The sequence below is a fragment of the Actinomadura sp. 1N219 genome (assembly GCF_044326405.1).
GTDB lineage: Bacteria > Actinomycetota > Actinomycetes > Streptosporangiales > Streptosporangiaceae > Spirillospora.
Genome location: NZ_JBIRAY010000008.1, coordinates 144,684 through 168,845 on the forward strand (window position 1 = coordinate 144,684; position 24,162 = coordinate 168,845).

A 24,162-nucleotide genomic window follows, 5' to 3' on the forward strand; every position below is an offset into this window, starting at 1 on the left:
GCCACAGACAAGCACTGTTCGGGCATGGCCAAGCGCCCTGCCCGGACGAGACGCTGGACTCTTCTCAGACACGGAGGGCAGCACATGAGCGAGGCTTACGACATCATCAAGGCCCACTACGCGGCGTCCGACCGCGGCGACCTGGACGGCATGGTCGAGGCGTTCGCCGACGACATCGCCTGGACGGAGATGGACGGGTTCCCCTACGCGGGCACCTACGTCGGCACCGACGCGATCAAGGCCGGGGTGTTCGGACGGCTCGGCCAGGACTGGAAGGGCTTCCGCGCCGACGCCGCGGAGCTGATCGACGGCGGCGACGGGACGGTCGTCGCGATCGGCCACTACTCCGGCACCTACCGCGCGACGGGGCAGGCGATGCGCGTCCGGTTCGTCCATGTGTGGCGGGTGCGGGACGGTGCGATCACGGGCTTCGAGCAGTTCTGCGACACCCACAACGTCCGGCAGGCCATGAGCTGAGCGGAGCCGGGCGCCCCTGAGCGCCGGTGTCCGGGCCGGGACGCCACTGGCGCGAACCGGCCCGGAAGGTGCACTATGTCGTGCAACACGGAAACGGGGCTCTATCTGGGGAAACGCCCATGTCGACACTCATTCGCACGGCGGATCTGCCGGTCGCCGAGCGGTTCGAGTTCTGGCGCAGCTCGGTCACGGACATGTTCGTGCCGCTGCGCGCCGAGACGACCCGTCCGGAACGCTTCGAGGGCCGCATGCGCGGGCGCGAGCTCGGCGCGCTGAAGGTCGCCGACGTCGCGTCGACGCCGAACGTCGTCCGCCGGACGGGCGCGCTGATCGCCAGGTCCGACCCGGGACACTACAAGATCGGCGTCCAGCTCAGCGGGTACTGCCTGCTCACGCAGGACGGGCGCGAGGCCGCGCTCGTCCCGGGCGACTTCACGATCTACGACACGACGCGTCCGTACACGCTCGCGTTCGACGACTCCTACCGGCAGCTCGTCCTGATGGTCCCGCGCCGCCTGCTGCACCTGCCCGAGGAGGCCGTCGCCGGCCTCACCGCCACCCGGATCTCCGGCCGCCAGGGCGTCGGGGCGCTGCTGTCGCCGTTCCTCCTCCAGCTCGCCGAGCAGCTCGACGTCCTTGACGACCAGGGCAGCGTCCGGCTCGGCGACAACATCGTCGACCTGCTCGTCACCCTCCTCGCCGAACGCCTGGACCTGACCGCGCCGACGCCCGACTCCCGCCGCCGCGCGCTGCTGCTCCGCATCCGCGCCTACATCGAGCGCCATCTGGACGACCCGGACCTGTCCCCGGACGACGTCGCCGCCGCGCACTTCGTCTCGTCCCGCCACCTGTACAACCTGTTCCGCGAGGAGGGCACGACCGTCTCCGCGTGGATCAAGGAACGCCGCCTGGAGCACTGCCGCCGCGACCTGCGCGACCCCCTCCAGCTGCACCGCCCGGTCAGCGCCATCGCGGCCCGCTGGGGCTTCGTCGACGCCGCCCGCTTCAGCCGCCTGTTCAAGGCCGCCTACGGCGCCAGCCCCCGCGAGTACAGGGTGACGGTCACCGGCGAGTGATCGTTACACGGGTGGTCAACTCCCGTACGCCCACAGACAAGACCCGCGCGCCGCGTCCGCCGAGACTTTCCTCACCTGCGAGGGAGGTCAACATGAACACCCGGCTCTTCATCAACGGCGAGTGGGCCGCAGCGGCGGACGGCGCCGAGTTCACCACGTCCGATCCCGCCACCGGGACCGTCCTCGCGACCTGCGCGGAGGCAGGCCCGAAGGACGTCGAGGACGCCGTCGACGCCGCCCGGACCGCGTTGCGCGACCCGGCGTGGGCCACCATGCTCCCCAACGCGCGCGCCCGCCTTCTCTGGCGCGTCGCCGACCTGATCGAGGAGAACGAGGCCGAACTCGCCGAACTGGAGACCCGCGACCAGGGCCAGCCGCTCGGCGTCGCGCACTCCGTCAGCGTCAACGGCGCCGCCGAGCACTTCCGCTACTTCGCCGGCTGGTGCACCAAGCTCGAAGGCGCGGTCTCCCCGGTCTCGTTCCCGGACACCTTGCACTACGTCCGGCGCGAGCCCGTCGGCGTCTGCGCGCTGATCACCCCGTGGAACTTCCCCCTCATGATCGCCGCCTGGAAACTGGCCCCCGCGCTGGCCTGCGGCAACACGGTCATCATCAAACCAGCAGAGCAAACCCCCCTCACCACCGTCCGCCTGATCGAACTCTGCGCCGAAGCGGGCTTCCCACCGGGCGTCGTCAACCTCCTCACCGGCGGCCCCGCCGTCGGCCGCGCCCTCGTCGCGCACCCGGACGTCGACAAGGTCTCCTTCACCGGCTCCAGCCCCGTCGGACGCGAGATCGTCCAGGCGTCCGCCGGCAACCTCAAGCGCGTCACCCTCGAACTCGGCGGCAAGGCCCCCAGCGTCATCGCCCGCGACGCCGACATCGACAAGGCCGTCGCCGGCAACCTCCAGGGCGCCCTCCTCAACAGCGGCCAGGTCTGCGCCGCCTACACCCGCCTGTACGTCGACCGCCGCCGCGCCGACGAGTTCACCGAGAAACTCGCCGCCGCCGCCTCCGGCCTCCGCCTGGGCCCCGGCCTCTCGCCCGACACCCAGATCGGCCCCCTGGTCTCCGAAACCCACCTGGACCGCGTAGACACCTACGTACGCACAGGAACCGACCAGGGCGCCGAACTCGTGACGGGCGGCCACCGCGCCGACGGCCCCCTCTCCTCCGGCAACTTCTACGCACCCACCGTCTTCGGCGGCGTCACCGACGACATGACCATCGCCCGCGAGGAGATCTTCGGCCCCGTCCTGCCCGTCCTCGCCTACGACGACCCCGAAGAACTCTCCGCCCGCGCCAACGACACCGACTTCGGCCTGGCCGCGTCCATCTGGACCCGCGACCTCTCCACCGCCCACCGCCTGGCCGCCGACATCCGCGCCGGCGCCGTCTTCGTCAACATGCTCCCCATCCCCGACGCCGCCGCCCCCTGGGGCGGCTACAAATCCAGCGGCTGGGGCCGCGAAATGGGCCCCTACGCCCTGGACGCCTACACCGAGATCAAGGGCGTCTGGGTCCACCTGGACACCTGACCCACCCCCCAGAACCGTTTCGCGCCCGCCCCCACGAACCGGGTACGCTTTCCCGGCAACACGGGCGCGTAGCTCAGGGGTAGAGCACTCGCCTTACAAGCGAGGAGTCGGCGGTTCGAACCCGTCCGCGCCCACCAGCGAAAACCCCCTGTTCTCGATCATGAGAACAGGGGGTTCGTGCCATTAGCGTGCCATTATCCGACGAGCGCGAGCGTTCCGGCCGCCCCATCGTCGTCATCCGGGTTAGCGTTGTTGATCTTGTTGTCCATCGCTTGAGCGATCGCTCGGTTCCCGCCCGCCGTCCGGTGCTGGTAGATCATCGCTGCCCGCACGCTGTCATGTCCCATCCGTTCCATGAGGTCGCGGAGCGTCGCGCCCGACTCGGCCGCGAAGGTGTTCCCCGTGTGGCGAAGATCGTGAAAGTGGAGGTCCGGCACGCCGAGCTTGGCCACGGTCTCACCCCACTTGGTAGCGCGCCGGAAGTTCGCCCGCCGCAGGACGCCGCCGCGCTTGCCCGTGAAGATCAGCGCGTCGTCCTTGGCCCCGGTCAACTTGCCGAGATGCCGCCGTAGGTCGGGGATGATCGCTTGGGGGAGCGCCACCGTCCGCAGGCCCGCCCGTGATTTGGGCGGCCCGATGATCAGTTCGCCCGTGTCGAGTTCGACCTGTGCCTGCCGGACGGTGACCGTCCCCGCGGTGAGGTCGAGGTCCATCCGGCGCAGCGCGACGACCTCACCCCACCGGAGGCTTGCGAACGTCGCGAGGAGGACGAGGGCACGCAGGTGTTCCGGAACCATCCGGGCCAGTGTGAAGACCTGGGCGACCGTGAGGACCGGCCGCTCGTCCGGCTTCTCTTCACCGGCACCTTTGATCCGGCACGGGTTGCGAGCGATGATCATGTCATCGGTCGCCGTCATGAGCACGCCCCGCAGCAGCCGGTACGCCTTTGCCACCTCAGAAGCGCCGACGCCAGCATCGATCAGGGCGGCTCGCCATTCGCGGACGGTCGCCGTGTCGATCTTTCCGATGGGCACATTGCCGAGATACGGCGTGATGTGACGACGGAGGAGGCCGACGTAGATCTCCACCGTCCGCGCCCGCAGTTCGGTCCGCTCTTTGATCCACTTGGCCGCGTACTCCGACAGCTTGACCTTGGCCCGCTTCGGGTCCGTCCAGTCGCCAGTGATCAACTTGGCTTCGATCAGCGCGAGCTGTCTCTCTGCCTCACGCTCGGTGGCGTAAGTCGTGCCGCCCGAGCGCATCTTGCCGTCCGGCCCCGGATACCTGATCTGGAAGCGCCCGGAAGGCAGTTCGCGGATGCTGCCAAACCGGCGCTTGCCCCTCTTGTTGGCCATTAGGCGGCCCTCCTGATCTCAGTTGCCGAAAGGTCGGATGAGGTCGCTTGGTCGAGTTGCCGACGTCGTTGGATGCGTTCGTTGATCAGGAGCAGGAGTCGCTGTTCTGTGGGTTTCACGTCGGGGTCGCCGGGTCCGGCGCGTTCCCAGACGTGCACGGCGGTCGGGTCGGTGGGGTTGGTGACGGGGATTCCGGCCTCTGCCAGTCGCGCCAGCACCCAGGCTTTGCGGTCGGCTTTGTGGTCGGCGAGGGTTTTGCCGGACCATTTGCGGGAGACCAGGACGCGGCGGCCGCCGTAGCCGAGGTGTTCGCGGCGGTGTGCCTTGCCCTTGCAGTAGCCGGGGGTGAGTCCTTTGCGGGGGTTCTTGGGCTGGACGCCGTAGCGCAGCCAGTTCGCGCACGTCGGTGAGCACGGCTCATACCGGAGCGCTTCGGCCATCCGGTCGACGTGCGCACGCTGCGCGTCAGTGTCCGGAGCGTGGCATTCGGCGACGCCCTTGACCAGGTACTTGGTGAGGTAGCCGATCAGCTTGCGGGAGTCGGGAGTGTCGGCCAGGACGCCTTGAGCGTCGATCTGGCGTCCGAACCGCACCACGTGCAGGGGTTGGGCATCGGTGTCCGCGCCGAGGGCGTCTAGCGCTTCATCCCAGGTGGGGAGGACTTCCCCGGTTGTCGGGTTGAGGTATCCGCCCTCTGGTCCGGCCGCCGCATCCCAGACCGGCAGCCGTTCGCCCTCGAACATCACGCGGTCGGTGGAGGGCCACCACACCTGGTGGTAGGTGGCCGCGACCACCTGCCGCAGTTCGGCGCGGGAGATGGTGCCGCGGATGGCCATGTGTAGGTGGGGCGCGAGCCGTCGTTGGGGTTCGACGACCGCGAAGTACTGCACGTCGTAGCCGACGAAGCGGCGCAGGTTCTGCACGAACCGGTCCACCAGTTTGGAGAAGTGCAAGGCGTCCCGCGCCGCCCGCACGTAGTCGTAGCCGTCCGGGTCGACCGGCGTTCCATCGCCGCGGACCCGGCCGTAGGAGTCCAGGGTGAGGGTGAGGAACAGTGAGGGCCGGAAGGTTCGGCCGTCCCGGCCGCGGAACACCTTCCCGACCGTGCGGGAGTCGACCGGCCGCCGAGGCAGCTCCGGAGCATCCTGCCGCCGCCGGGTCGACCGGGTCCGCCGGCCCCTGGGCTCATCACCGGTCTTGATGGCACCACGTACGCCCGAGCGTGCCAGCTCATGATCCAGGTCCCGCACGACCGCGTCCCAGAACTCGGGCCCTTCCACGTCCGCCGTGCCGTCCTGGCCCGCACGATCACGGGCCGCCGTCGCGTGCGCCCGCAGTTCCATCCACGCGCGTTGTTCGGCGTCGGGGTCGGCGCGGGTGATGACGGGTTCGGTGGTCAGGTGCCAGCCCTGACGGCACTGCACCGCGCGGAGTTTGCGCTTGCGTTCGGCGCATGAGGGGCACACCGAGGCCAGGGTGTGCCCGCACGGCACGTACACCACCTCACCCGCGCCCGTGGTCAGGTCCACCCGCCGCATCGGCACCGGCCGGATGCACACCCCGTGGTCGACCGCGACCGCCTCCAGCACCCCCCGCGCCAGCGGAGGCAGCGTCTTGACCACCGGTTCCGATTCGGGTTCGGGCGGGGAGGTGTCGACGTCGGGGGCGTCGAGGGTGGGTTGCCTCACACCGCCCCCTCAGCGTCGGGGAGGGCGAGGGCGACCATGTCCCGGATGTCGGCGTCGGAGACGTACGCGGCCCGTACTCGCACCGGGTCCGGACTTGTCTCCAGTCGGACGAACCCGACTCCGGCGCCGGTCTCGGGGATGGAGGAGATCTGGTCGGCCAGCGCGCCTCGGTCGCGGGCCCCGTCCCCGAGGACCATGTCGACCTGTTCGTCTTCGTCCAGGCGCAGGGCGATGCGGTCGGGGAACAGGTTGCGCAGGTTGTTGACCTCTTTGCGGGCGTCCTGCTGCGCGCCGATCACGCAGTACCCCACCGACCGGCCCTGCGAGGTCAGCACCGCCAACGCCGACTCGGCCCGCTTGCGCAGATCACGCTCAGGGCAGTAGGCGGTCAGGAACGCCAACTCGTCCACCACGATCACCCGGAACGGGAACTCATGCGACGGAGCGAACGAGCGGGTAAGACCGGCGAAGCGGTTGGCGCGCGCGTTCATGTCCGCCGCCGCGTCCTCCAACAGCGCCACCATGCCGCCGGACGGGTCGGAGGAGTAGCGCCCGTACCGCTCGAACAGGGGACGCCCGAAGGACAGTTCCATGCGTTTGGGGTCGACCGCCCACACCTCCGCCAGCCCGCCCAGCATCCACGGCAGCACCGCCCGAATGACGGACCAGATCACCGACCCTTTGCCGGACCCGGTCGCGCCCGCGATCAGCACGTGGGTTCCCAGCAGCCGCAGCAGCCACGGGGAGCCGTCCTCAGCCCGTCCGACCGGCAGGGCGGACAGGTCGACGTCGGCCGCGTCGGGGATGGGGAGTGCGGGGATGGGTTCGGCGAGGGCGTCACGGCGGACGAACTCCAGCCAGACCCGGCCCGGCTTGTTCCCGTCCCGGACGCGGACGAGCGAAGCGCCGAAGCCGTGGGCGAGGTTGACCGCGACCCGTTCCCACGCGTCCGGAGCCTGCCCCTTCAGCATCTTCACCAGCACCCGATCGGAGGTCGGGCCGCACCGGACGCGGACGAGGGAGGGCAGGTATTCGCGGCCCTTGTGGATCTTGGTGAGTCCGGCCGTGACCAGGACGGGTTGCCAGTGCCGCCGGTACACCGCGACCAGCCGCCACCGGGACCGCGCCGGACGGAACGCGAACCGGACGAAGGACGGGCGGTCCACCCGCGCCCACACCCCCAAGCCGACCACGATGAGGGCCAGGACCAGGACGGGGACGAGCCACCCGTAGCGGACGCCGAGCCAGCCCAGCCCGGACGCGAGGGACACGGGGACGATGTTGCGGACCAGGAACACCACCGTCCGGACGATTGCGCGGACGGCGTTGACGATCAGGACGAGCCCTTCGGGCATGTGCCACACCGGGGGCGCCCACTTCGGCGCTGCGAACGGGTCGTGTTGTGCTTCGACCGCGACGTTCTCGCCCGGTCCGAGCTTGCGGAACTCCCATGCCATGATGGGACACCTCTTTCACTTGCACTGATCAGGGGAGAGAGAAGCGGGGCGGCTGGTGGTACCAGCTCCAGCCGCCCCACCCGAACATCAGGCCGCCGCGTCTTGGGCGGAGTCGGCCGAGTCGGTGTTGAGCGCGTGGAGCCGCTACACCTCGGCCGTGAACCGGGACACGACTTCCAGCAGCTGCCGCGCGTTGTCGACGTCGCCCAGCTCCACCGCGCCGCGCGACCGGTTGGACAGCGCGAACGACATGCCCGCCGCGTCGATGGTCAGGATCGGCCCGGAGTCGGGGTCGTTGGGGTAGGTGTGGCAGGCCAGGCGCACACCCTCACCAAGATGGATGTCGGCCGCGCCGAAGGTGCCCTTCACGCCGCCCTCCCCTTCCCCGAGGACCGCCCCGAAGGACGCCCCGACGAGGGACGGCCGGAGCGGTACAGCCGCTCCACCTCCACCGCGAACGCCGCCGATCGTTCGGCCAGCCGTCGCGCGAACTCGACATCACCAGCGTTGACCCGCTCGGGAAGGGTGAGAGTGACCAGCACCCGCCCGGCCGCGATCGTGAACAGCGGCGTCCGTGCTCGGAACGGCTTGAACTCCACCGAGGCCCCGGCGTCGATCGGCAGCGACAGCGCCGACATGCGCCCGCCCGCCATCACGCCGCGTCCTTCGTGGCCGCGCCGCCGTCCTTGCCCGCCGACCGGCCCCCGCCGCCCTTGAGGTTGGCCGGGCGCATCGCCGACGCCTTGAGCGAGTAGGCCAGCCGCCCGGTACCGGAGTTGACGTACGGCGTCACCGACAGCCCGTCGAACTCCACCGGCACGAACGGGAACCCCGCCGGAGCCTCCGGCATGACCGGCTGCACCGGAGCCGACAACTTGACCTTGAACGTGCCCTTCGACTCCGGGTCGGCGTCCAGGACCTCCACCGCCCACACCAGTTCGCCGGACTCCTTGTCCCGCGCCTGCACGAAGTTCTCCTTCGTCGACCGGTCGAAGTCCCGAACCGGCTCCACACCGCCCTTGATGAACGCCCCGAACGGGAACACGTCCCCGAACGTGACCTTGAACGGACCCTGTACCGCCATCACGATCACATCCTCTTTCTCGACTACCCGACAACTCGTATTGTCGAGTTGCTTAGAAGGTAAGCGATGAAACGCAACTCGACAAGTCGAGTATTCGAGATCTAGGAGTGACTTAGGTCACATCACAGTGCGTAGGTGTCTTCCAGGTCGTGAAGCTCGCCGGGAAGCACCAGGTCAACCACCATGACCGCCCGTCCGTCCGAGTCATGCACGGAGGCGAGCACGCCCAGAACCGGTGACGTCTTGCTGATCTCCAGCAACTTCGACTCGGACGAGGTCGGACGCCGCGCGCTTAGCCGCTCCACCACCTGTGCCAGTCGCGGCCCCGTACCGGCCTGGACGAGTCGACGCAGGGGAGCGGTCAACGCCTCAGCATGGTCGAGACCCGCCGCACGGCCAACGTCTAGCGGCACCCACACCGACACCAACTCACACGGAGTATCGCCCTCACGGTCGATGTACTGCCGCCGCAGCACCGTGACGCCGTCGACCACTCCGAGGAGCCGCGCCACATGCGGCGGAGCGTCCGCCGGCCCCACGGCCACCACATCGACCGACGAGTCGGCCTCAGACTGGTCGAGAACCGTCCGCGCCGGTCGCGACTGCTCATTGCCAGCTGGCAGAGGCGCGGCCTTAACGAAGGAGCCCCGCCCGTGTTCCCGCTCGATCTCGCCCCGCAGCTGCATCGCCTGCAAGGCCCGGACGACGGTCGGACGCGAGACCCCGAACTCCTTGACGAGCCGCGATTCCGAAGGCAGGGCGGACCCAGGCGGGTAGGTCCCGTTCGCGATGCGTCGCCGCAACGTCTGAACGATCTGGGCGTACTTCGGGGGCGCGTACCCCATGTCATCTGACATGACGACCTGCCATCAGCTCGACAACTCAAGTAGTCGAAGCGTAGCCACACCAGCCCCCGCTTGTCACGCCTCTGCCCAGCTCACCAGGTTGGAAGCGGGATCGGCGACGGCACAGCTACCGTCCCCACGGGGCACACGTCGCCGATCCCGCGGCTTCTACCAACCGGCCGGACGCCGAGACCGCGCCGACTCGATGGCGGTCAACAGGTCCTTGGGCGTCGACGCTTCCACGAGCCGCCACGATCCCAACCACAGCAGCGCCCACCATCGGTGGGTGTGCGTACCGAACCACGCCACCACGCCAGGACACCGCCGCTCGATCTCCTTACACACCGCCGCCACGTCGAACTCAGTCCCGTTCACCACCGCTCTCACGAGCCCGCACCGCGCCACAGATCAGACCGCAGGTAGTCAACGATCCGTTGGGCCGAGCCCGTCACGTCTGTGGCTGGGTGATTGTTGTCGACCCGCCACCAGGTGAAATGGAATCCGTGGAGGACGACGTAGCCGGAGACCGGCCGGTCACCCTCTCTGTGCACGCGGACGGTCAGCCCCGGAATCGAGTCCCGGAGTTCGACGTCCACCCCGAGCTTGGCCAGCGCGACATACAGCTCACCCAGGAGCACAAGTTCCACGTCACGGGACTGCATTAGGCCACCTCGATTCCCGTACCGGCGCACCGCGTGCACTCCTCCGGAACCCGATCCGGCGCAGCGACCGGCACCGCATCAGCGGGAACGATCACCAGCCGCCGCCGGGGGAGCACGAACTTGTGCTTCCGGCCGCCGCATGAAACGCAAGGTTCGGCAGACGAGGGATTCGCCGTGGTGCTCTGCAAGGTGGGGACTCCTTGGCCGCTCTCGGAACGTCGCGCCACGACGTTAAGAGCGAATCAAGCCCACAACCCGAACTCTCAGTTCGGGTCGACTCCCGGTCCGGGTCCTACGCAGCTACCAGGCCAATGCGCTTGGCCAGAGCCCGCACCTGTGGAGCCATGCTCGGCCGCGCCCGTTTCAGCAGCCCACGCACCAGATCGCGCGCCAGCACGTTGTACCGCAGATCTTCCGGACCACTGACCTCAGCGCTCATCAGATGCAACAACACCGCCGCATCGTCCCGCCGCTGTTCATGCAGCCGTGCCAACTCCAAGTAGAAGGTCGTTTGCCGCTCCAGCGAAGGCGAGGAGGTCACGTCGATGCGATCGGCGATGCTCAGCCCTTCCGCCGACTCGCCCGCCTCCATCTCGACACTCATCGCATGGAGATGGACGTTCGTCGGCCCGAACACCGTCCACAGCACGTTGCCCTCCCCGGTCGACTCGGCCGCCGGCAACGCGTGTTCCCGCAGCCGATCCCGAGCCGCCCACGCGTCCCCCTGACGCACCGAAGTAACGGACGCCACGAGCCACAAGGCCCCCGACATCGCCACCCAATCGCCTCCGCCATCGAGATGAGGCTTGAGTTCCTCGATCGCGTGAACAACCGTCTCCTCGGCCGCCTCCGCCTCATTCTGCGCGATCAGGATGTGCCCAAGATTCCAATGAGCCCCCGCGATCCTCAGCGGATCATCCGTCTCATACGCAGCCGCAATCGCCCGATCAGCAGCCACCAACGACAGATCAGTCCGCCCGATCCGCTTCGCGAACGTCCGCAGCAAAAAGTACATGTCCGACGACAACCGGGCCGCTTCCCGCCGCTGCTCAACCTCACCGAACGCCCGGAACGACCGCGCCGCCGCCTGGACATCCGACAGCAACGCCGGAAAAACCTCGGCCCCCTCCGTGTACCGCCGAGCCGACGTCTGCCAAATCTCCCAGGCCGTATCAACCCTCCGCCGCAGCCCGGCAAGGTCGATATCCGCGCCACTATCCGGAGCGCCAAACGACATCATCCGCCGATGCAATTCCGACGCCACCGGATGAATCGTCCCGTTCTGCTCAAACGTCGGTTCGCCAAGCAGAACCGACACCTGAACACCCAAAATCCGAGCGAACTTGTGCAATAGCCCGATAGTGGGAGTCTTCGCACCCCGCTCAATCTGCGAGACGTAATCCTCACTCACACCGGCCAGCCCAGCGACCACGGCCTGTGTCTTGTTGCGCCCCTGACGGTAGAACCGCAGACGCTCACCGATGCCGATCTCATCCGACCCAGACACGTTCACTCCCGGAGGGCGGGAAGACTAGACAGAGACCAGCGTAGGCAGCCACACCCACAAACCGCAGCCCACGAAGGACATGACACTGTGCACAAGCTCATCCTCTGGGACATCGACCACACGCTGATAGAGACGGGGGGCGTAGGAAGCGAAGTCTTCAAGGACGCGTTCGAGCAGGTCACCGGCCACCACATCGACCGCCTAGCCGACGTCACCGGCCGCACCGAGCAAGTCATCTTCCGCGAAACCTTGGACCTCTACGGCATCGAGGACCCAGGCGACTCCTTCCCCAAGTTCGTCGAGGCCCAGGCCGTCGGCTACCGAGCCCGAGCCGACGAGATGCGCCAACGAGGCCGAGCCCTCCCAGGAGCCCGCGAAGCCCTCCAAGCTTTCGCCGAGCTGCCACACATCACCCAAACCGTCCTAACCGGCAACCCCAAGCCCTCAGCCATAGCCAAGCTAGAAACCTTCGACCTAGCCCACTACCTAGCCCTAGAAATAGGCGCCTACGGCACCGATGACTCAGTCCGCCCCAACCTAGTCCCCATAGCTCAACAACGAGCCGCCACCCACACGGGCCACGCCTATGCCAGAGAAACCACATACATAATCGGCGACACAGTGAGCGACGTGGAAGCCGCTCAAGAAGGCGGAGCTCAGATCATCGCTGTTGCCACAGGCCGTACCACTATCGATGAACTACGCAAAGCGGAAGCTTCCTTCTTTCTCCCAGATCTCAGCGATACGAATCTCGTGGTGGATACTGTGAGCGGGTCCACCTAGAGTAAGGTAGCTGTGTGTTAAGGTGTCTGATCTCGAAAGTTCAGAACCTGGCCGATTCGACATCGAAGGTTCTCCAATTAGTGAGGGGTCAACAAAGAATGACCGGAACCTATTTGGGGCATACCTATGTTCGTCTGAGTGTGGCACCATATCGTCGCGCCTTTCTGGTTCGGGATGGAAATCAAAATCAATTGCGTAATGCAATACTTGCCGCCTCGACAATTTGGGGAGGTATGAGGACGCCAATAATGCCCGTCAGAGAGGATGGAACGATTGATTCCGCATGGATCCAGATTGCTGAGATCCTGCACACTGATTTGGTAGTCGACTTCACATGCGATTCGATGGGGAACGCATCGGCCACTTCGCCCTCCGTAAAACTCGAATGGCCCATCGTTCCCGCTGCAAAACTGGAGGATGGAACTTTCTGGAATATACATCCACTTACAGGACTGTCAAAGGAGCAAGCTCGGTCAACGGAAATCGTGCTGCCTGGCGATTTGAACCTTATTGGCCTGGCTGCCGCTGGGCATGTAGCACTTCCCGAGGAGGTTGCTTTCTGGCGGCAGCATGGGGCAACTGTGCAAGAGAATGCAGATCTGCAGGAGATATTCCGGGCGCAAGTAGGTGGCCGCACTGTCATAAACGCCACGGTGCGCAACGATTCTGACACAGTACTAGTTGCTCCGATAATGCAGACAGCTGCGCTGCTATGGGTGTCCAAGGATGAAGATAGCTTTACAGACGCTCTGTGGTTCTGGAATCTACGGGTTATTCGCCCCAAGGGATGGCGAAATGCTTCGAGTGTTTTGATAACAAAAGATGCGCTACAGGACTCCAGGCTCGTCGCTGAAATAAAAGAAAGTATCCTTCACTCATCCTCGACCAAGCCGGACATTTTTCTGAATAGTGCTAGCATCGAAGAGGATGGGGCGTTGGCAGAAATCGGCAAAAGTATTGGTCTGCGGCGTCACAATGAGAGGAAGTTTAACGAGCGCATTGCATCTAAGATAGACCCCCGGCGCGACCTTCTCTTTCGAGAGAACATTGACCCACGCAAGTTCTGGTGCTGTGAGCGGTCGATTGGCCCAGCCAGCGAAGTGCAAATGGTACTGCAACACCCTACATCGGATCTCCGAGGCAAATCGCCCTTGGAATGGAATTTTGCGGCTGGCTATGGGAAGGTTGCGCTCAATCTATCCGCTCCAGAGATAAGGGGACCTTTGCGGCCAAGCGTGGCCAGGATGTACCTGCAGAACGCTTCTTGGTCCAACAAGTCTCTTCGTGTTATCACTAACGCAGCTTCTGAGTACAATCTCCAGATCAAGCTGCCCGATCCTGCAGAAATACTTGCCACCGCCTGCGCGGAGAAAGGGGCTGTCTATGAAGCGAATGATAAGGCCCAACAGATTCGAGGAATAGTTAGCGCCGGTGGCGACTTGGAAATATTTAGACATACTGAAACTATAGCATTGATTCTCGCATTGACGCCGGATCCAAGCCGAGAGCTTGTGCGAGAACTAAAGAAGCTTCGCGCTAAAGACATTGTGACTGAGCAAGAAAAAGATGCACTGGTCAAGCAGGCTGCACTGACAAGGCTTACTGCTAAGAGGCTCCCGGACATCACCTCTCACCGGGCCTTCACTGCATTCTCGATCAACTCGTCGGAAGTCCCGCTTCTCTTGAATGAGCTGATCGAAAGAAAGCTTGTTCTACGTGGTTGGCGAATTGATTGCGATGTTTGCTCACTTAAAGACTTTCAAGATATTCGATCCGTAAGACATGTCGCAACTTGTGTTGGTTGCGGGTCGACCGCTAAGTACGCTTCCTCGGACAATGGCGAGCCTGCTCTATTCTATAGGCTTAGTACCCTACTGCAGCGCGTTAGTCAGAACGGTGGGCTCGCTCCGTTGGCCGCTGCTGCGCTTCTCCGAAAAGAGGGCGCATTTGTCATACCGGGTGTTGATTTTTCCGTTTCAGGGGAAAGTAGGGGAGACTTGGATATTATCGGATGGAATGACTATCAGATGTTCTCCGGTGAAGCCAAGAGTAGTGCGGCCGGATTTATCGGCCAAGACCATGAGCGAGATGTCAAGAAGAGCTTGCTTGTGGGTTCCGATGTGCACCTAGCAATATGTCTAGAAGAGCTTCCGAAAAATATTCGCCAGGAACTCTCCAATGCTTGCGAGCCATCCGGCATGACCTTGCGGATTCTAGATGGCCCCCGACTCTTGGCCGGCATGGCGCAATAGCGCATGAGGCTTGCCGAATTGGGCTGTTTTGGATCAAGGGGCGGCGGCGCTTGGGCCGCTGGCGCGGCCCCGCGCCTGGCCGCCCGGAGCGTGCGGCGTGGGCGCCGGTCACCGGACGGCCGCGCCGGGCCGCGCGTCGTGCCACGGCCGCCTGCCCCGCCCCGTCCGGCCTCCACGGGGTACGCGCCGCCGCCCGAACGATTCCGCCCGGAGAACCCGACTCCGCCGGTACGGGACGTTGCAAGCTGAGCTGGAAATGCGCAGGGTCCCCCCGGCCCCGATCTGTCGAGGATGGCGACGGCCGGAACCTGTCAAGGGCGCCTACGGCGTCACTACGTGATGGCTACGCCACCCTTGACAGAACCCGCCCGCCGCTAAGTACAGGTCTCGTCGGGGCCGGGGGGAGGAAGGTAGGGGTAGAACAGCGGCTACGCCGCACGCCCGAGCGCTCACGGGGACCGGGCACCACGCGAGCCACGGCCGAGACCACCACGCGGCAGCTGGGCGAACGTTGTGCCATACGCGTGCCAGTGGGAAACGCGAGGGGTGTGGTTCTCGCCAGGTCGGGAGCGGGATCAACCTCGGTGATCATGGTGTGAGGGCGTGCCATTCGCGTGCCATTAGGTTGGGCCGCCTGTGGACGAGGTCGCACCCCGGACGGTGGCCGGGTGCTGGTCAGGGCCCCATCCGGGTGATCACGAACACTTACAAGCGAGGAGTCGGCGGTTCGAACCCGTCCGCGCCCACCGCAGTCGGTCTGACCTGTGAGGACACGTTCCTCACAGGGAAGGCCCGCTGTGCGGGACGGCTGAAGTGACGTCGCTTGCGTGCCCGGCGTTGAACTTGTGGGTTAGGACCAGGGTTCTGTGGTCAGGTTGCCTAGGTCTTCGATGGCGACGCGGTCCTGCTCGGCGAGGATTGTGATCATGGTCTCGGCTTCGGTCATGGTGACGTTGCGGCGGCGGAAGCAGCGGTTCTCGGGGTCGGGGGAGTCTAGGGAGAGGTCTCCGGCCTTGGTCCATGTGACCTGCACGCAGCCTTCGGAGCGGCCTACGAAGCCGGCGAAATTGCCATCGTATGGGGCCAGTTCCAAGAGGACGCTTCTCGCCTCGCCCAGTGACATCGGGACCTCGGCGTTCTGGACACCGCCCCGGTAGCCGCTGTAGAAGACCTCCAGGAGCGGGGTCGTGGGTTCGGGGGCGGGGCCGTCCGGCCAGGTGGCGAGGGGGCCGAAGCGGCGGCGGCGCCAGGTCAGGGGGACGTGGATGCGGTCGGACGGGTCGCCGCTCCATTCGGGAGCGAGGCCGTGGGTTCGGAGGGCGGTGACGATCTCCTCGCCGATGTCCGTGCCGTGGAAGGAGCCGAAGGCGAGGTCGCAGCCGCCGCCGGCGGCGGCGGTCTCCATGTCCTGGCGGTGCGTGAAGACGTAGCCGCGTCGCTGCTGGTCGCTGGGGACCTCGCCGCCGATGTCGTTCGTCCCGCATGTCAGGCAGCAGGCGAAATCGGTGCGCGCCACGATGCCGGTCGTGTTGAGGTCCCCGAAGGCGCGCAGCAGACGGTCGGAGTCGAGGACGTCCGGCCAGGTGCGCTGGTCTTCCAGGTAGGACGCGAATTCCTCGGCGACCGTCGCGGTGACGTCGGTGTCGTCTCCGAGGTAGGCGGCGCAGTGGTTCAGGATTGCTCGGTGGCCGTCCTGCCCCCGAGCGAGGTGGAACCTGATGAGTTCGTGAAGATCAGCGATCATGGTGGGCCATTATCGCGGCCGGTGGGACGTTCCTGGGCCGATAGTCTCAGAGGCCGTCGCACCCCCGGCCTTTGTCCGCAGGACCTGAGAGAGCGGGCCGTCCCCGATGCCGAAAGTCGTCTCGCGCCGATCTGCCGGGGGCTGCGTGCGCGGCCGCCATGTGATCTCAACCCCGCGGCTGCTGTTCCGCTCGCCGACGATGACCGACAGCATGGCGGCCCTGGCGGCGGCCAGCGACGCGGGTGCCCAGCGTTGGCTCGGGTGGGAACCCGAAAGTGTGGTTCCCGAGCCCCGACGAGAACGTCTGCTGGACAGGCGTCCCAGGCTGAGGCGTCCCTTGCTGGGCTGGGCGCCGGTCCGTGCTCCGCTTTTGCTGGTGGCGATCGACCCATCGAACCGTGCCTACGCTGGGATGGCCGCAATCCAGGAGGTCACGCCGGACGGCTGCCAGGTCGGTGGAAGCTTGAGCCCCGACTACCGCGACAGGGGCCTGGGTGCCGAATTGTTCACCGCCATCTACCAGCTTGCCCATGACCATTTTGGCTATGCCGAGGTTAGAGCCGGTACCGAGCCCACTAATGCTGCCTGCATCCGCTCGCTCCAATCGGCCGGGTTCGTCCTCGTAGCAGGCTCGGCCACCCACCTTCTGCCGGACGGACGGACAGTTCCGGCAGCATGGTTCGCCCGCACCGATCCCAACCCCGTGATCTGCCCGGCCGTCCAGCATCGGTGACGATCGCCGGGTCACGTTTGCCCAGCCGTCGCGGTGTCCGTTCAGGGGGTTGGGCCGTAGTGGGTGGCTATTTGTTCGGGGCTTTGCCAGCGGGTGTAGGTGGGGGATTGGGGCCAGTTTTCTGGGGAGTCCTGCCATTCTTCTTGGCGGCCGTAGGGGAGTAGGTCGATCAGGGGGAAGGTGTGGCTTAGTTGTTCGGTGCCTCGGCCGTTGGTGTGCCAGGTGCGGTAGACGGTGTCGCCGTCGCGTAGGAAGACGTTGACGGCGAAGCCGCCGCCAGGGGGTGCGTCGACGTCGGTGCCGAACGGGCTGTTCGCGGTGGAGTACCAGGTCATTTTGTTGCCGACCCGTTGTTTGTAGTCGAGGGCCTCGTCTATCGGGCCCTGGGTGACGATGACGAACCTGGCGTCGTAGGGCTCCAGGAACTCCAGGCGTGTGAACTGTGATGTGAGCCCTGTGCAGCCCGGGCACTGCCACTTTTCGTCCGGGAACCACATGTGGTTGTAGACGATCAGCTGGGATTTGCCGTCGAAGATCTCGGCCAGGGTGAGCGGGCCCTCTTCGCCCTCGAGGGTGTACTCGGGCATCTCGACCATCGGCAGCCGGCGGCGCTGGGCGGCGATCGCGTCGAGTTCGCGGGTCGCGGCCTTCTCGCGGACGCGCAGCTCGTCCAGGTGGCGGCGCCAGGTCTCGGCGTCGACGACGGGTGGTAGTGCGGTCATGGGCTCCTCCGAGTTCGCGGGTCTGTATGTTGACCGTGGCCGACCGCCTAACTCATCGCTCTGGCGCGAAACCCCTGTCCCCGGGGTTCGGGGACAGGGGTTTCGTGGTGGTTCTCTCAGCAGAGGCCGTTCGGGTTGGACGTTCCGCAGGTGTTGTCGCGGAAGCGGTTGGTGGTGCTTCCGCTGTTGTTGACCAGGTCGTACGGCTTGTTGCCGCGGGCGTTGTTGGCCTTGATCAGGTTGTGGTGGGCGGGCCGGTTGCGCGGCGGCGTGCCGCGGAAGAGGACGATCCCGCCGGAGTACGGCAGTTTCCCGCGGTTCCGGTGGACGGTGTTCTTGACGATCTCGTTGTGGTCGCCGCCGAAGAACAGGATTCCGGTGCCGCTGAGCGCCGGGACCTGGCCGTGCGCCTCGCAGATCTTGTTGTTCATCGAGACGCGGTTCTTCCACACCTGGGTGTTGCCCTGTCCCGTTCGCTGGCTGTCGTCGACGAGGGCGATTCCGGTGCAGTTGTTCGTCAGCGAATTGTGGTGGACCTGGATGTGGCGGGCGTGCCGGATCAGGAGCCCGAGCGTGTTGCCCGAGGAATGGTTCCAGGCGACCTCGGTGCCGTACGCGTTGGCGGTGTCGCCGACGTAGAGGCCGGCGTCGTCGCGGTTGTCGAGAGTCCAGTTCCAGACGAACCGGCCGCGGGTGGAGTTGTATTGCGCGATGCCGTACTCGCCGTTCTGCTTCGCGAGGACGGCCTGGACCTTCAGGCGGTCGGTGTAGGTGCCGAACACGCCGGTGCCCTTGAAGTTCCGGACGACAAGCTGCTGGATCGTCACCCCCCTGACCGGGCGCTTCGTCCAGCCGACGACGCAGAAGCCCATGCCGGGGACCTTGGCCCGCGCGCAGTGGTCGCGGTGGCCGGGACGGACGATCGTCTTGTTGCCCTCGCCGCGGATCGTGAGGCGCTTGCGGACGAGGACGCCGCCGGCGTAGTGGCCGGCCTTGAGCCGGATCGTGTCGCCGGGTCTGGCCCGGTCGACGGCCGCCTGGATCGAGTGCCCCGGCCGGACGACGTGGGTCCGTCCGCCGGCCTGCGCCGCCGCCTGGCCGGCGGGCGCGATGGTGGCGAGCCCGGCCAGCACGACTCCCGTGCCGACCGAGGCCGCAATAGTCCGCCTCATCCCTTTCCCCCTTTTCGCTTGGCTTTGCCGCGCCGCGCGGCAAACGAATTCCTCGATCATCTTGAACCGGAAACATTATTCCGTTGATGTGAGCGGGGTAAAAAGTCAAAGGGTTCTCGGGAAGGCGGGTGAATTCTGCGAACTGACGGGCGTTATGTGGGCCAGTTCTCGGTGGTGTGGCCGGGGAGGAGGTCCAGGGCCGCGCGGTCCTCGGCGGCGAGGACGGAGATGATGTCCTCGGCTTCGGCCACGGTCACGTGGCGGCCGTGGGAGCGGCGGGCGGCGGGGTCCGGGAATTCCAGCCACAGGCGCGGGCCGGTCTCCCAGATCACCTGCGCGACGTCGCCCGAGCGGCCCTCGAAGACGGCGAAGTTGTCGGCGTAGGGCGTGAGTTCGAGGAGGAGGCCGCGGGCCTCGGCCAGCGTCATCGGCATGGGGTCCTCCGCGTTGCGGCCCCGCGCGTAGTCGCTGTACGTGACGTCCAGGCGGTCGGTGCCGGGGACGGGCGGGGCGGGGCCGTCCGGCCAGGCGGCGAGGCGGCCGGAGCGGCGGCGCCGGTAGGTGACGTCGACCTCGATGCGGCGGGACGGGTCGCCGTCCCAGCGCACGGTCAGGCCGTGGCGGCGGAGCGCCTCGGCGACGTCCTCGCCGATCTCCGGCTGGGTGGACGCCTCGGCCGCGTCCTTGAAGACGCCGTAGGCCAGCATCAGGCCGCCGCCGGAGACCGCGGCCTCCATGTCCTGGCGGTGGCAGAACGTGTAGCCGCGCCGCTGCTCGCCGCGCGGCACCTCGCCGCCGACCTCGGATATCCCGCAGTTCTGGCAGCAGGCGAAGTCGGCGCGGGCCACGATGCCGGAGACGTCGAGGTCGCGGAACGCGCGCAGGAGTCGGTCGGAGTCGGTCACGTCGGGCCAGGTGCGCTGGTCGGCGAGGTAGGCGGCGAACTCCTCGGCGGCGATCTCGGCGGCGAGGGAGGTAACGTCGGGGGTGTCGTCCAGGTACTCGGCGCAGCGGCCGACGATGGCGTCGAAGTCGTCCGCGCCGAGCGCGAGCAGGACGCGAATGTGCTCACGGAGCTGTTGCGACATGTCGGCCGATTATGGCGGACGCCGGGGTTCGGGACGACCCGGTCGCGGTTTACATGGCGTTCACAAATGGGCAACAGGTCCGAAATGCCTGGTTGGCAGGTTGTGATGTGCCGAAACCGCCTGGAAGGGACCGACGTTGAGCTACAAGGCCGAGTACATCTGGATCGACGGCACCGAGCCGACCGCGCGGCTGCGGTCGAAGACGCGGATCCTCGCCGACGGCGCCGATCTGCCGGACTGGGGCTTCGACGGGTCCAGCACCAACCAGGCGCCCGGCGACCGCTCCGACTGCGTGCTCAAGCCCGTCTTCTCCTGCCCCGACCCCATCCGCGGCGGTGACAACAAGCTGGTGCTCTGCGAGGTCTTCCTCGTGGACGGCACGCCCCACGAGACCAACACGCGGGCCAAGCTGCGTCCGATCGCCGAGCAGTACGCGGCGCAGGACTCCTGGTACGGCATCGAGCAGGAGTACACGTTCTTCAAGGACGGGCGCCCCCTGGGCTTCCCCGAGCGCGGCTACCCCGCCCCGCAGGGCTTCTACTACTGCGGCGTCGGCGCCGACGAGGTGTTCGGACGCGACATCGTCGAGGAGCACATGGACGCCTGCCTGGCCGCCGGCCTGAAGATCTCCGGCATCAACGCCGAGGTCATGCCGGGGCAGTGGGAGTTCCAGATCGGCCCGGCGGGCACCGTCGAGGTCGGCGACCACATGTGGGTCGCGCGGTGGCTGCTGTACCGCATCGCCGAGAACCACGACGTCTCCGCCACCCTCGACCCCAAGCCGGTCGAGGGCGACTGGAACGGCGCCGGCGCGCACACGAACTTCTCGACCAAGGCCATGCGCGAGGGCTACGACGCGATCATCACGGCGTGCGAGGCGCTCGCCGCGAAGGCGCAGGAGCACGTCACCGGGTACGGCGCCGACATCGAGCGGCGGCTGACCGGCATGCACGAGACGGCCCCGTGGAGCGAGTTCAGCTACGGCGTGTCGGACCGCGGCGCGTCGGTGCGGATCCCCTGGCAGGTCGAGGTCGACAAGAAGGGCTACATCGAGGACCGGCGCCCGAACGCCAACGTCGACCCGTACGTGGTGACCCGGCTGATCACCGGCACCTGCTGCGCGGCGCTGGAGAAGGCCGGGCAGATCTGACCCGTCCGGCGAGCCGTCCGTCCGCCCGTCAGGTCGTGGGGGGAGAGGGGCCCCGGGGAGCATCGCTCCCCGGGGTTCGCCGCGTTCCGGGCCGACGAGCCGTGCCTCCGGGGCGCTGAGCGGGACGCGGACACGGGCTGCTTTGCCGCGGAACGGGGCCAAACATCTGCAAAATGGTGCGCTTGGGGGAGTTCCCCCGTTCGGTGCCGGGTACCACCTCTACGTTTCGCACGGGGGAGGGGACATGCCCGATTCGTCATTCGGGCGGTACTCCGGCGGCCTGCACGGCAGGCGCGCCGGCCGCCCGGCGCCACGGCCATGGGAGCGGTCGTTCCGGTGCCCCGCCACGGCGCGGCGGCGCCCGGCGGAGGCTCCGGCGCGACGGTACGAGGACTTCATCGCGCTGCACGACGAGATCGCCGCGGCGTCGGGGCCGTCGCTGCGGCCGCTGTGGTGGACGGGGATCGCCGCGGCCCTGGGCGGGGGGCTCCTCGCGTTCGCCGCGGTGGTCGGGCTGCGCACGACGTTCGGGGTGGAGGTCCCGGTGTTCGCGGGCGGGCACACCGCCGCGACGCCCGCCGCGACCAGCTACGCGCTGTGCGCGATGGCGGGCACGATCCAGGCGACCGCGCTGATGCACCTGCTGGTGGCGTCGGCGGCGCGTCCCGTGCGGGCGTTCGCGTGGATCGGCGCGATCGCGGTCGTGCTGCTGACGATCCTGCCGCTGACGCTGAAGGGCCCGTTCGACGCGGCGCTCGCGACCGCCGGCATTAACCTGATCGGCGGGACGGCGGTGGTGGTGCTGCTGTCCGCCGTGGTGGCGGGCTCGCGGCCGTTCCCGCAGGACGGGTCGTTCAGCCGCCGCCGTCGTTGAGCACGGACCCCGGCTACGGGCGGACGAAGCGGGCCAGCAGGTCGTCCAGGGCGAGCGCGCCCGCGTCCAGCGCCGCGTACATCTCGTTGATCTCGGCGTAGCCGAGCGCGCGGGCCACGGCCAGCGAGTCGCCGTGCGCCTCGGCTGCCAGCAGGTCGACGTCCCGCCTGGCCAGCGCCCGGTAGAGGCGGCGCCGTCCGGCGTCTGCGGCCTCCTCGGCGCGCCGCAGCGTCAGGCGCTGCTGGATGTGGACGCGGGCGGTGACGGTCGCGGCGATGCCCAGCCAGTCCTCGGACGGGAACCCGGCGGGATCGGTGAGGATCTCCACGACGTTGCCGCTGCGGACCTGCACCGACATCGGGGCGAGCCGCCCGTTCACGACGGCGCCGATGCAGCGGTCGCCGGTCCGCGCGTTGAGCGCGTACGCGAAGTCGAGCGCGGTCGCCCCGGCGGGCAGCGCGACGATGTCGCCGTCGGTGGTGAACGCGGCGACGTTTCCCGCGGCGAGGTCGGTGCGCAGCCGGTCGAGGAACTCGCCGGACGGCGCGTCCGACTGCCAGGCGAGCAGCCGGCTCAGCCACACCAGGTCGCGCCGCCCGGCGACGGCCGTGGACGCGTCGTCGCCCGCGTCGCGGATGTGCGCGACGATGCCGTGCTCGGCGACCGGATGCATCGCCTCCGTGCGGATGATCACCTCGAACGGGTCGCCGTCCGGGCTGATCACCCGGGTGTGCAGCGACCGGTACAGGTTGTCCTTCGGCATCGCGATGAAGTCGCGGACCTGGCCCGCGACCGGGTGCAGCGCGGAGTGCACCGCGCCGAGCGTGATGTAGCAGTCGCGTTCGGCGCCGTCCACCAGCAGCAGGAGCCGCGCCGCCTCGCAGGGCCGCAGCCCGGCCAGGTCGCCGCCGAACGACTGGTGCACCGCGTACAGGTGGGACGGCCTGATCTGGACGCGCGCCGCCACCCCGTGCTCGGCCAGCGCCGCGCCGATCAGCTCCGTCGCGGGCGCGAACGCCCGGTCGGCCTCCCGCAGCGCCTGCCGGACGGCCTCGCCGGTCGCGGCGTGCTGCTCGGGGAGGCGGGCGGCGAACGCCAGATCGTCCATCTCCCGCTTGAGGACGTGGATGCCGAGCCGCTCCGCGAACGGGACCAGCAGCTCATGGGACGCCTTCGCTATGCGGGCCCGCTTGTGCGGCGGCTGGAACCCCAGCGTCCGCAGGTTGTGCAGCCGGTCCGCCAGCTTGATCACCAGGACGCGCAGATCGGCCGCCGCGGCCAGCACGATCTTCCGGAACGTCTCCGCCTCGGCGCGGTCGCCCCACCGCTCGCCGTCCAGCTTGGTCACGCCGTCCACCAGGACCGCGACCTCCTCGCCGAACTCGGCGCGCAGCTCCCCGAGCGTGTACGGGGTGTCCTCGACGGTGTCGTGCAGCAGCGCGGCGACGAGCGTGGTCGTGTCGAGGCCCATCCCGGCGAGGATCATCGCGACGGCCAGCGGATGCGTGATGTACGGGGCGCCGGACTTGCGGAGCTGCCCGCGGTGCAGCCGCTCCGCGACCTCGTAGCCGTGCAGCAGCTCCGCCTCGTCGGCCCCCGGGTACGCGGCACGATGAGCGGCCAGCAGCGGCGCGAGCGCGGCCCGCACGGGATCCGGACCACCGGACGCCACCCGCCGCCGCGCCGGAAGCCGGAACCTTCCGCCGCGCACCGGCGGCCGGAACCGCCCCTTCGCCGGATTGAGCGTCGCCATCGCACCCACCTGCGCCGCCTGCCCGCCGCACGACCGCTACGGGCTGTGAGATAGATCTTACAATCGAGCAACCCCATGGCTCCGCCAGTTTGAACCTCAGCCGACGGTTACGGGCAGGCACGCGGAGCGAGCGCCAGCGAGCGCAGCGGGCATGCCCGGCGCGCCGCGTCCCCGCAGCGCAGCGAGCGCCAGCGAGCGGAGC

At 67.6% G+C, this 24,162-nt stretch carries 22 protein-coding genes and 1 tRNA gene; 9 read left to right on the top strand and 14 right to left on the bottom strand.

The features are described 5' to 3' along the window. Positions 1-84: 84 nt before the first annotated feature. The 4 genes from ACH35V_RS24310 (at position 85) to ACH35V_RS24325 (ending at position 3,228) form a co-directional block, all read left to right on the top strand. Positions 85-477, top strand: coding sequence for a nuclear transport factor 2 family protein (locus tag ACH35V_RS24310; RefSeq protein ID WP_395975266.1), 393 nt, complete (start codon positions 85-87; stop codon positions 475-477). Positions 478-596: 119 nt separating this feature from the next. Continuing rightward, a complete protein-coding gene (locus ACH35V_RS24315) occupies positions 597-1,553 on the top strand; it encodes a helix-turn-helix domain-containing protein (protein ID WP_395975267.1) in 957 nt (318 codons plus the stop codon). 92 nt (positions 1,554-1,645) lie between these two features. Continuing rightward, positions 1,646-3,091 carry an aldehyde dehydrogenase family protein gene (locus tag ACH35V_RS24320; RefSeq protein ID WP_395975268.1) on the top strand — a complete coding sequence of 482 codons (1,446 nt, stop codon included), beginning with the start codon at positions 1,646-1,648 and terminating at the stop codon, positions 3,089-3,091. 62 nt (positions 3,092-3,153) lie between these two features. Next, positions 3,154-3,228 (top strand) — tRNA-Val (locus tag ACH35V_RS24325). Between the two features lie 57 nt (positions 3,229-3,285). Here ACH35V_RS24325 and xerC read toward each other — a convergent pair. From xerC to ACH35V_RS24370, 9 genes are all read right to left on the bottom strand, one after another. Continuing rightward, a complete protein-coding gene (xerC, locus tag ACH35V_RS24330; protein ID WP_395975269.1) occupies positions 3,286-4,446 on the bottom strand; it encodes a tyrosine recombinase XerC in 1,161 nt (386 codons plus the stop codon). Then, positions 4,446-6,134, bottom strand: coding sequence for a replication initiator (locus ACH35V_RS24335; protein WP_395975270.1), 1,689 nt, complete (start codon positions 6,132-6,134; stop codon positions 4,446-4,448). Before ACH35V_RS24335 ends, xerC begins: the two co-directional genes overlap by 1 nt. Next, entirely contained in the window at positions 6,131-7,591 is a 1,461-nt protein-coding gene (locus tag ACH35V_RS24340) for a cell division protein FtsK (protein WP_395975271.1), read from the bottom strand. Before ACH35V_RS24340 ends, ACH35V_RS24335 begins: the two co-directional genes overlap by 4 nt. A 144-nt stretch (positions 7,592-7,735) precedes the next feature. Further along, complete coding sequence (locus tag ACH35V_RS24345; protein ID WP_395975272.1) at positions 7,736-7,960, bottom strand: hypothetical protein; 225 nt, start codon at positions 7,958-7,960, stop codon at positions 7,736-7,738. After that, positions 7,957-8,244: a hypothetical protein gene (locus ACH35V_RS24350; RefSeq protein WP_395975273.1), complete on the bottom strand. Its 288-nt coding sequence runs from the start codon at positions 8,242-8,244 to the stop codon at positions 7,957-7,959. Before ACH35V_RS24350 ends, ACH35V_RS24345 begins: the two co-directional genes overlap by 4 nt. Then, positions 8,244-8,675: a plasmid replication, integration and excision activator gene (locus tag ACH35V_RS24355; protein WP_395975274.1), complete on the bottom strand. Its 432-nt coding sequence runs from the start codon at positions 8,673-8,675 to the stop codon at positions 8,244-8,246. The genes ACH35V_RS24350 and ACH35V_RS24355 overlap by 1 nt, the downstream gene beginning before the upstream one ends. A 122-nt stretch (positions 8,676-8,797) precedes the next feature. After that, positions 8,798-9,532, bottom strand: coding sequence for a GntR family transcriptional regulator (locus ACH35V_RS24360; protein ID WP_395975275.1), 735 nt, complete (start codon positions 9,530-9,532; stop codon positions 8,798-8,800). A 371-nt stretch (positions 9,533-9,903) separates the two neighbouring features. Continuing rightward, entirely contained in the window at positions 9,904-10,167 is a 264-nt protein-coding gene (locus tag ACH35V_RS24365) for a hypothetical protein (RefSeq protein ID WP_395975276.1), read from the bottom strand. A 307-nt stretch (positions 10,168-10,474) separates the two neighbouring features. Continuing rightward, complete coding sequence (locus tag ACH35V_RS24370; protein ID WP_395975277.1) at positions 10,475-11,689, bottom strand: helix-turn-helix domain-containing protein; 1,215 nt, start codon at positions 11,687-11,689, stop codon at positions 10,475-10,477. Between the two features lie 87 nt (positions 11,690-11,776). Between ACH35V_RS24370 and ACH35V_RS24375 the strand changes: the two genes are divergently transcribed. Together ACH35V_RS24375 and ACH35V_RS24380 are read left to right on the top strand one after the other, a co-directional pair. Further along, entirely contained in the window at positions 11,777-12,472 is a 696-nt protein-coding gene (locus tag ACH35V_RS24375) for an HAD hydrolase-like protein (RefSeq protein ID WP_395975278.1), read from the top strand. A gap of 98 nt (positions 12,473-12,570) precedes the next feature. Continuing rightward, positions 12,571-14,724: a hypothetical protein gene (locus ACH35V_RS24380; protein WP_395975279.1), complete on the top strand. Its 2,154-nt coding sequence runs from the start codon at positions 12,571-12,573 to the stop codon at positions 14,722-14,724. A gap of 850 nt (positions 14,725-15,574) precedes the next feature. Here ACH35V_RS24380 and ACH35V_RS24385 read toward each other — a convergent pair. After that, positions 15,575-16,468, bottom strand: coding sequence for a DUF6891 domain-containing protein (locus tag ACH35V_RS24385; RefSeq protein WP_395975280.1), 894 nt, complete (start codon positions 16,466-16,468; stop codon positions 15,575-15,577). A gap of 106 nt (positions 16,469-16,574) precedes the next feature. Between ACH35V_RS24385 and ACH35V_RS24390 the strand changes: the two genes are divergently transcribed. Continuing rightward, on the top strand, positions 16,575-17,201 hold the full coding sequence (locus tag ACH35V_RS24390; RefSeq protein ID WP_395975281.1) for a GNAT family N-acetyltransferase: 627 nt from the start codon (positions 16,575-16,577) through the stop codon (positions 17,199-17,201). A gap of 41 nt (positions 17,202-17,242) precedes the next feature. Here ACH35V_RS24390 and ACH35V_RS24395 read toward each other — a convergent pair whose 3' ends face one another. The 3 genes from ACH35V_RS24395 to ACH35V_RS24405 form a co-directional block, all read right to left on the bottom strand. Continuing rightward, positions 17,243-17,923 (bottom strand): DUF899 domain-containing protein, encoded by a 681-nt coding sequence (locus ACH35V_RS24395; protein WP_395975282.1) that lies wholly within the window; start codon positions 17,921-17,923, stop codon positions 17,243-17,245. Between the two features lie 116 nt (positions 17,924-18,039). Continuing rightward, positions 18,040-19,095 (bottom strand): nitrous oxide reductase family maturation protein NosD, encoded by a 1,056-nt coding sequence (locus ACH35V_RS24400; protein WP_395975283.1) that lies wholly within the window; start codon positions 19,093-19,095, stop codon positions 18,040-18,042. A 152-nt stretch (positions 19,096-19,247) separates the two neighbouring features. Then, complete coding sequence (locus tag ACH35V_RS24405; RefSeq protein WP_395975284.1) at positions 19,248-20,183, bottom strand: DUF6891 domain-containing protein; 936 nt, start codon at positions 20,181-20,183, stop codon at positions 19,248-19,250. 136 nt (positions 20,184-20,319) lie between these two features. Between ACH35V_RS24405 and glnII the strand changes: the two genes are divergently transcribed. Then, entirely contained in the window at positions 20,320-21,333 is a 1,014-nt protein-coding gene (glnII, locus tag ACH35V_RS24410; protein WP_395975285.1) for a glutamine synthetase, read from the top strand. Between the two features lie 244 nt (positions 21,334-21,577). Next, entirely contained in the window at positions 21,578-22,207 is a 630-nt protein-coding gene (locus tag ACH35V_RS24415) for a hypothetical protein (protein ID WP_395975286.1), read from the top strand. A 13-nt stretch (positions 22,208-22,220) separates the two neighbouring features. Here the strand turns inward: ACH35V_RS24415 and ACH35V_RS24420 are convergent, their stop codons facing one another. Beyond that, positions 22,221-23,960 (bottom strand): RelA/SpoT family protein, encoded by a 1,740-nt coding sequence (locus ACH35V_RS24420; protein WP_395975287.1) that lies wholly within the window; start codon positions 23,958-23,960, stop codon positions 22,221-22,223. Positions 23,961-24,162: the final 202 nt, after the last annotated feature.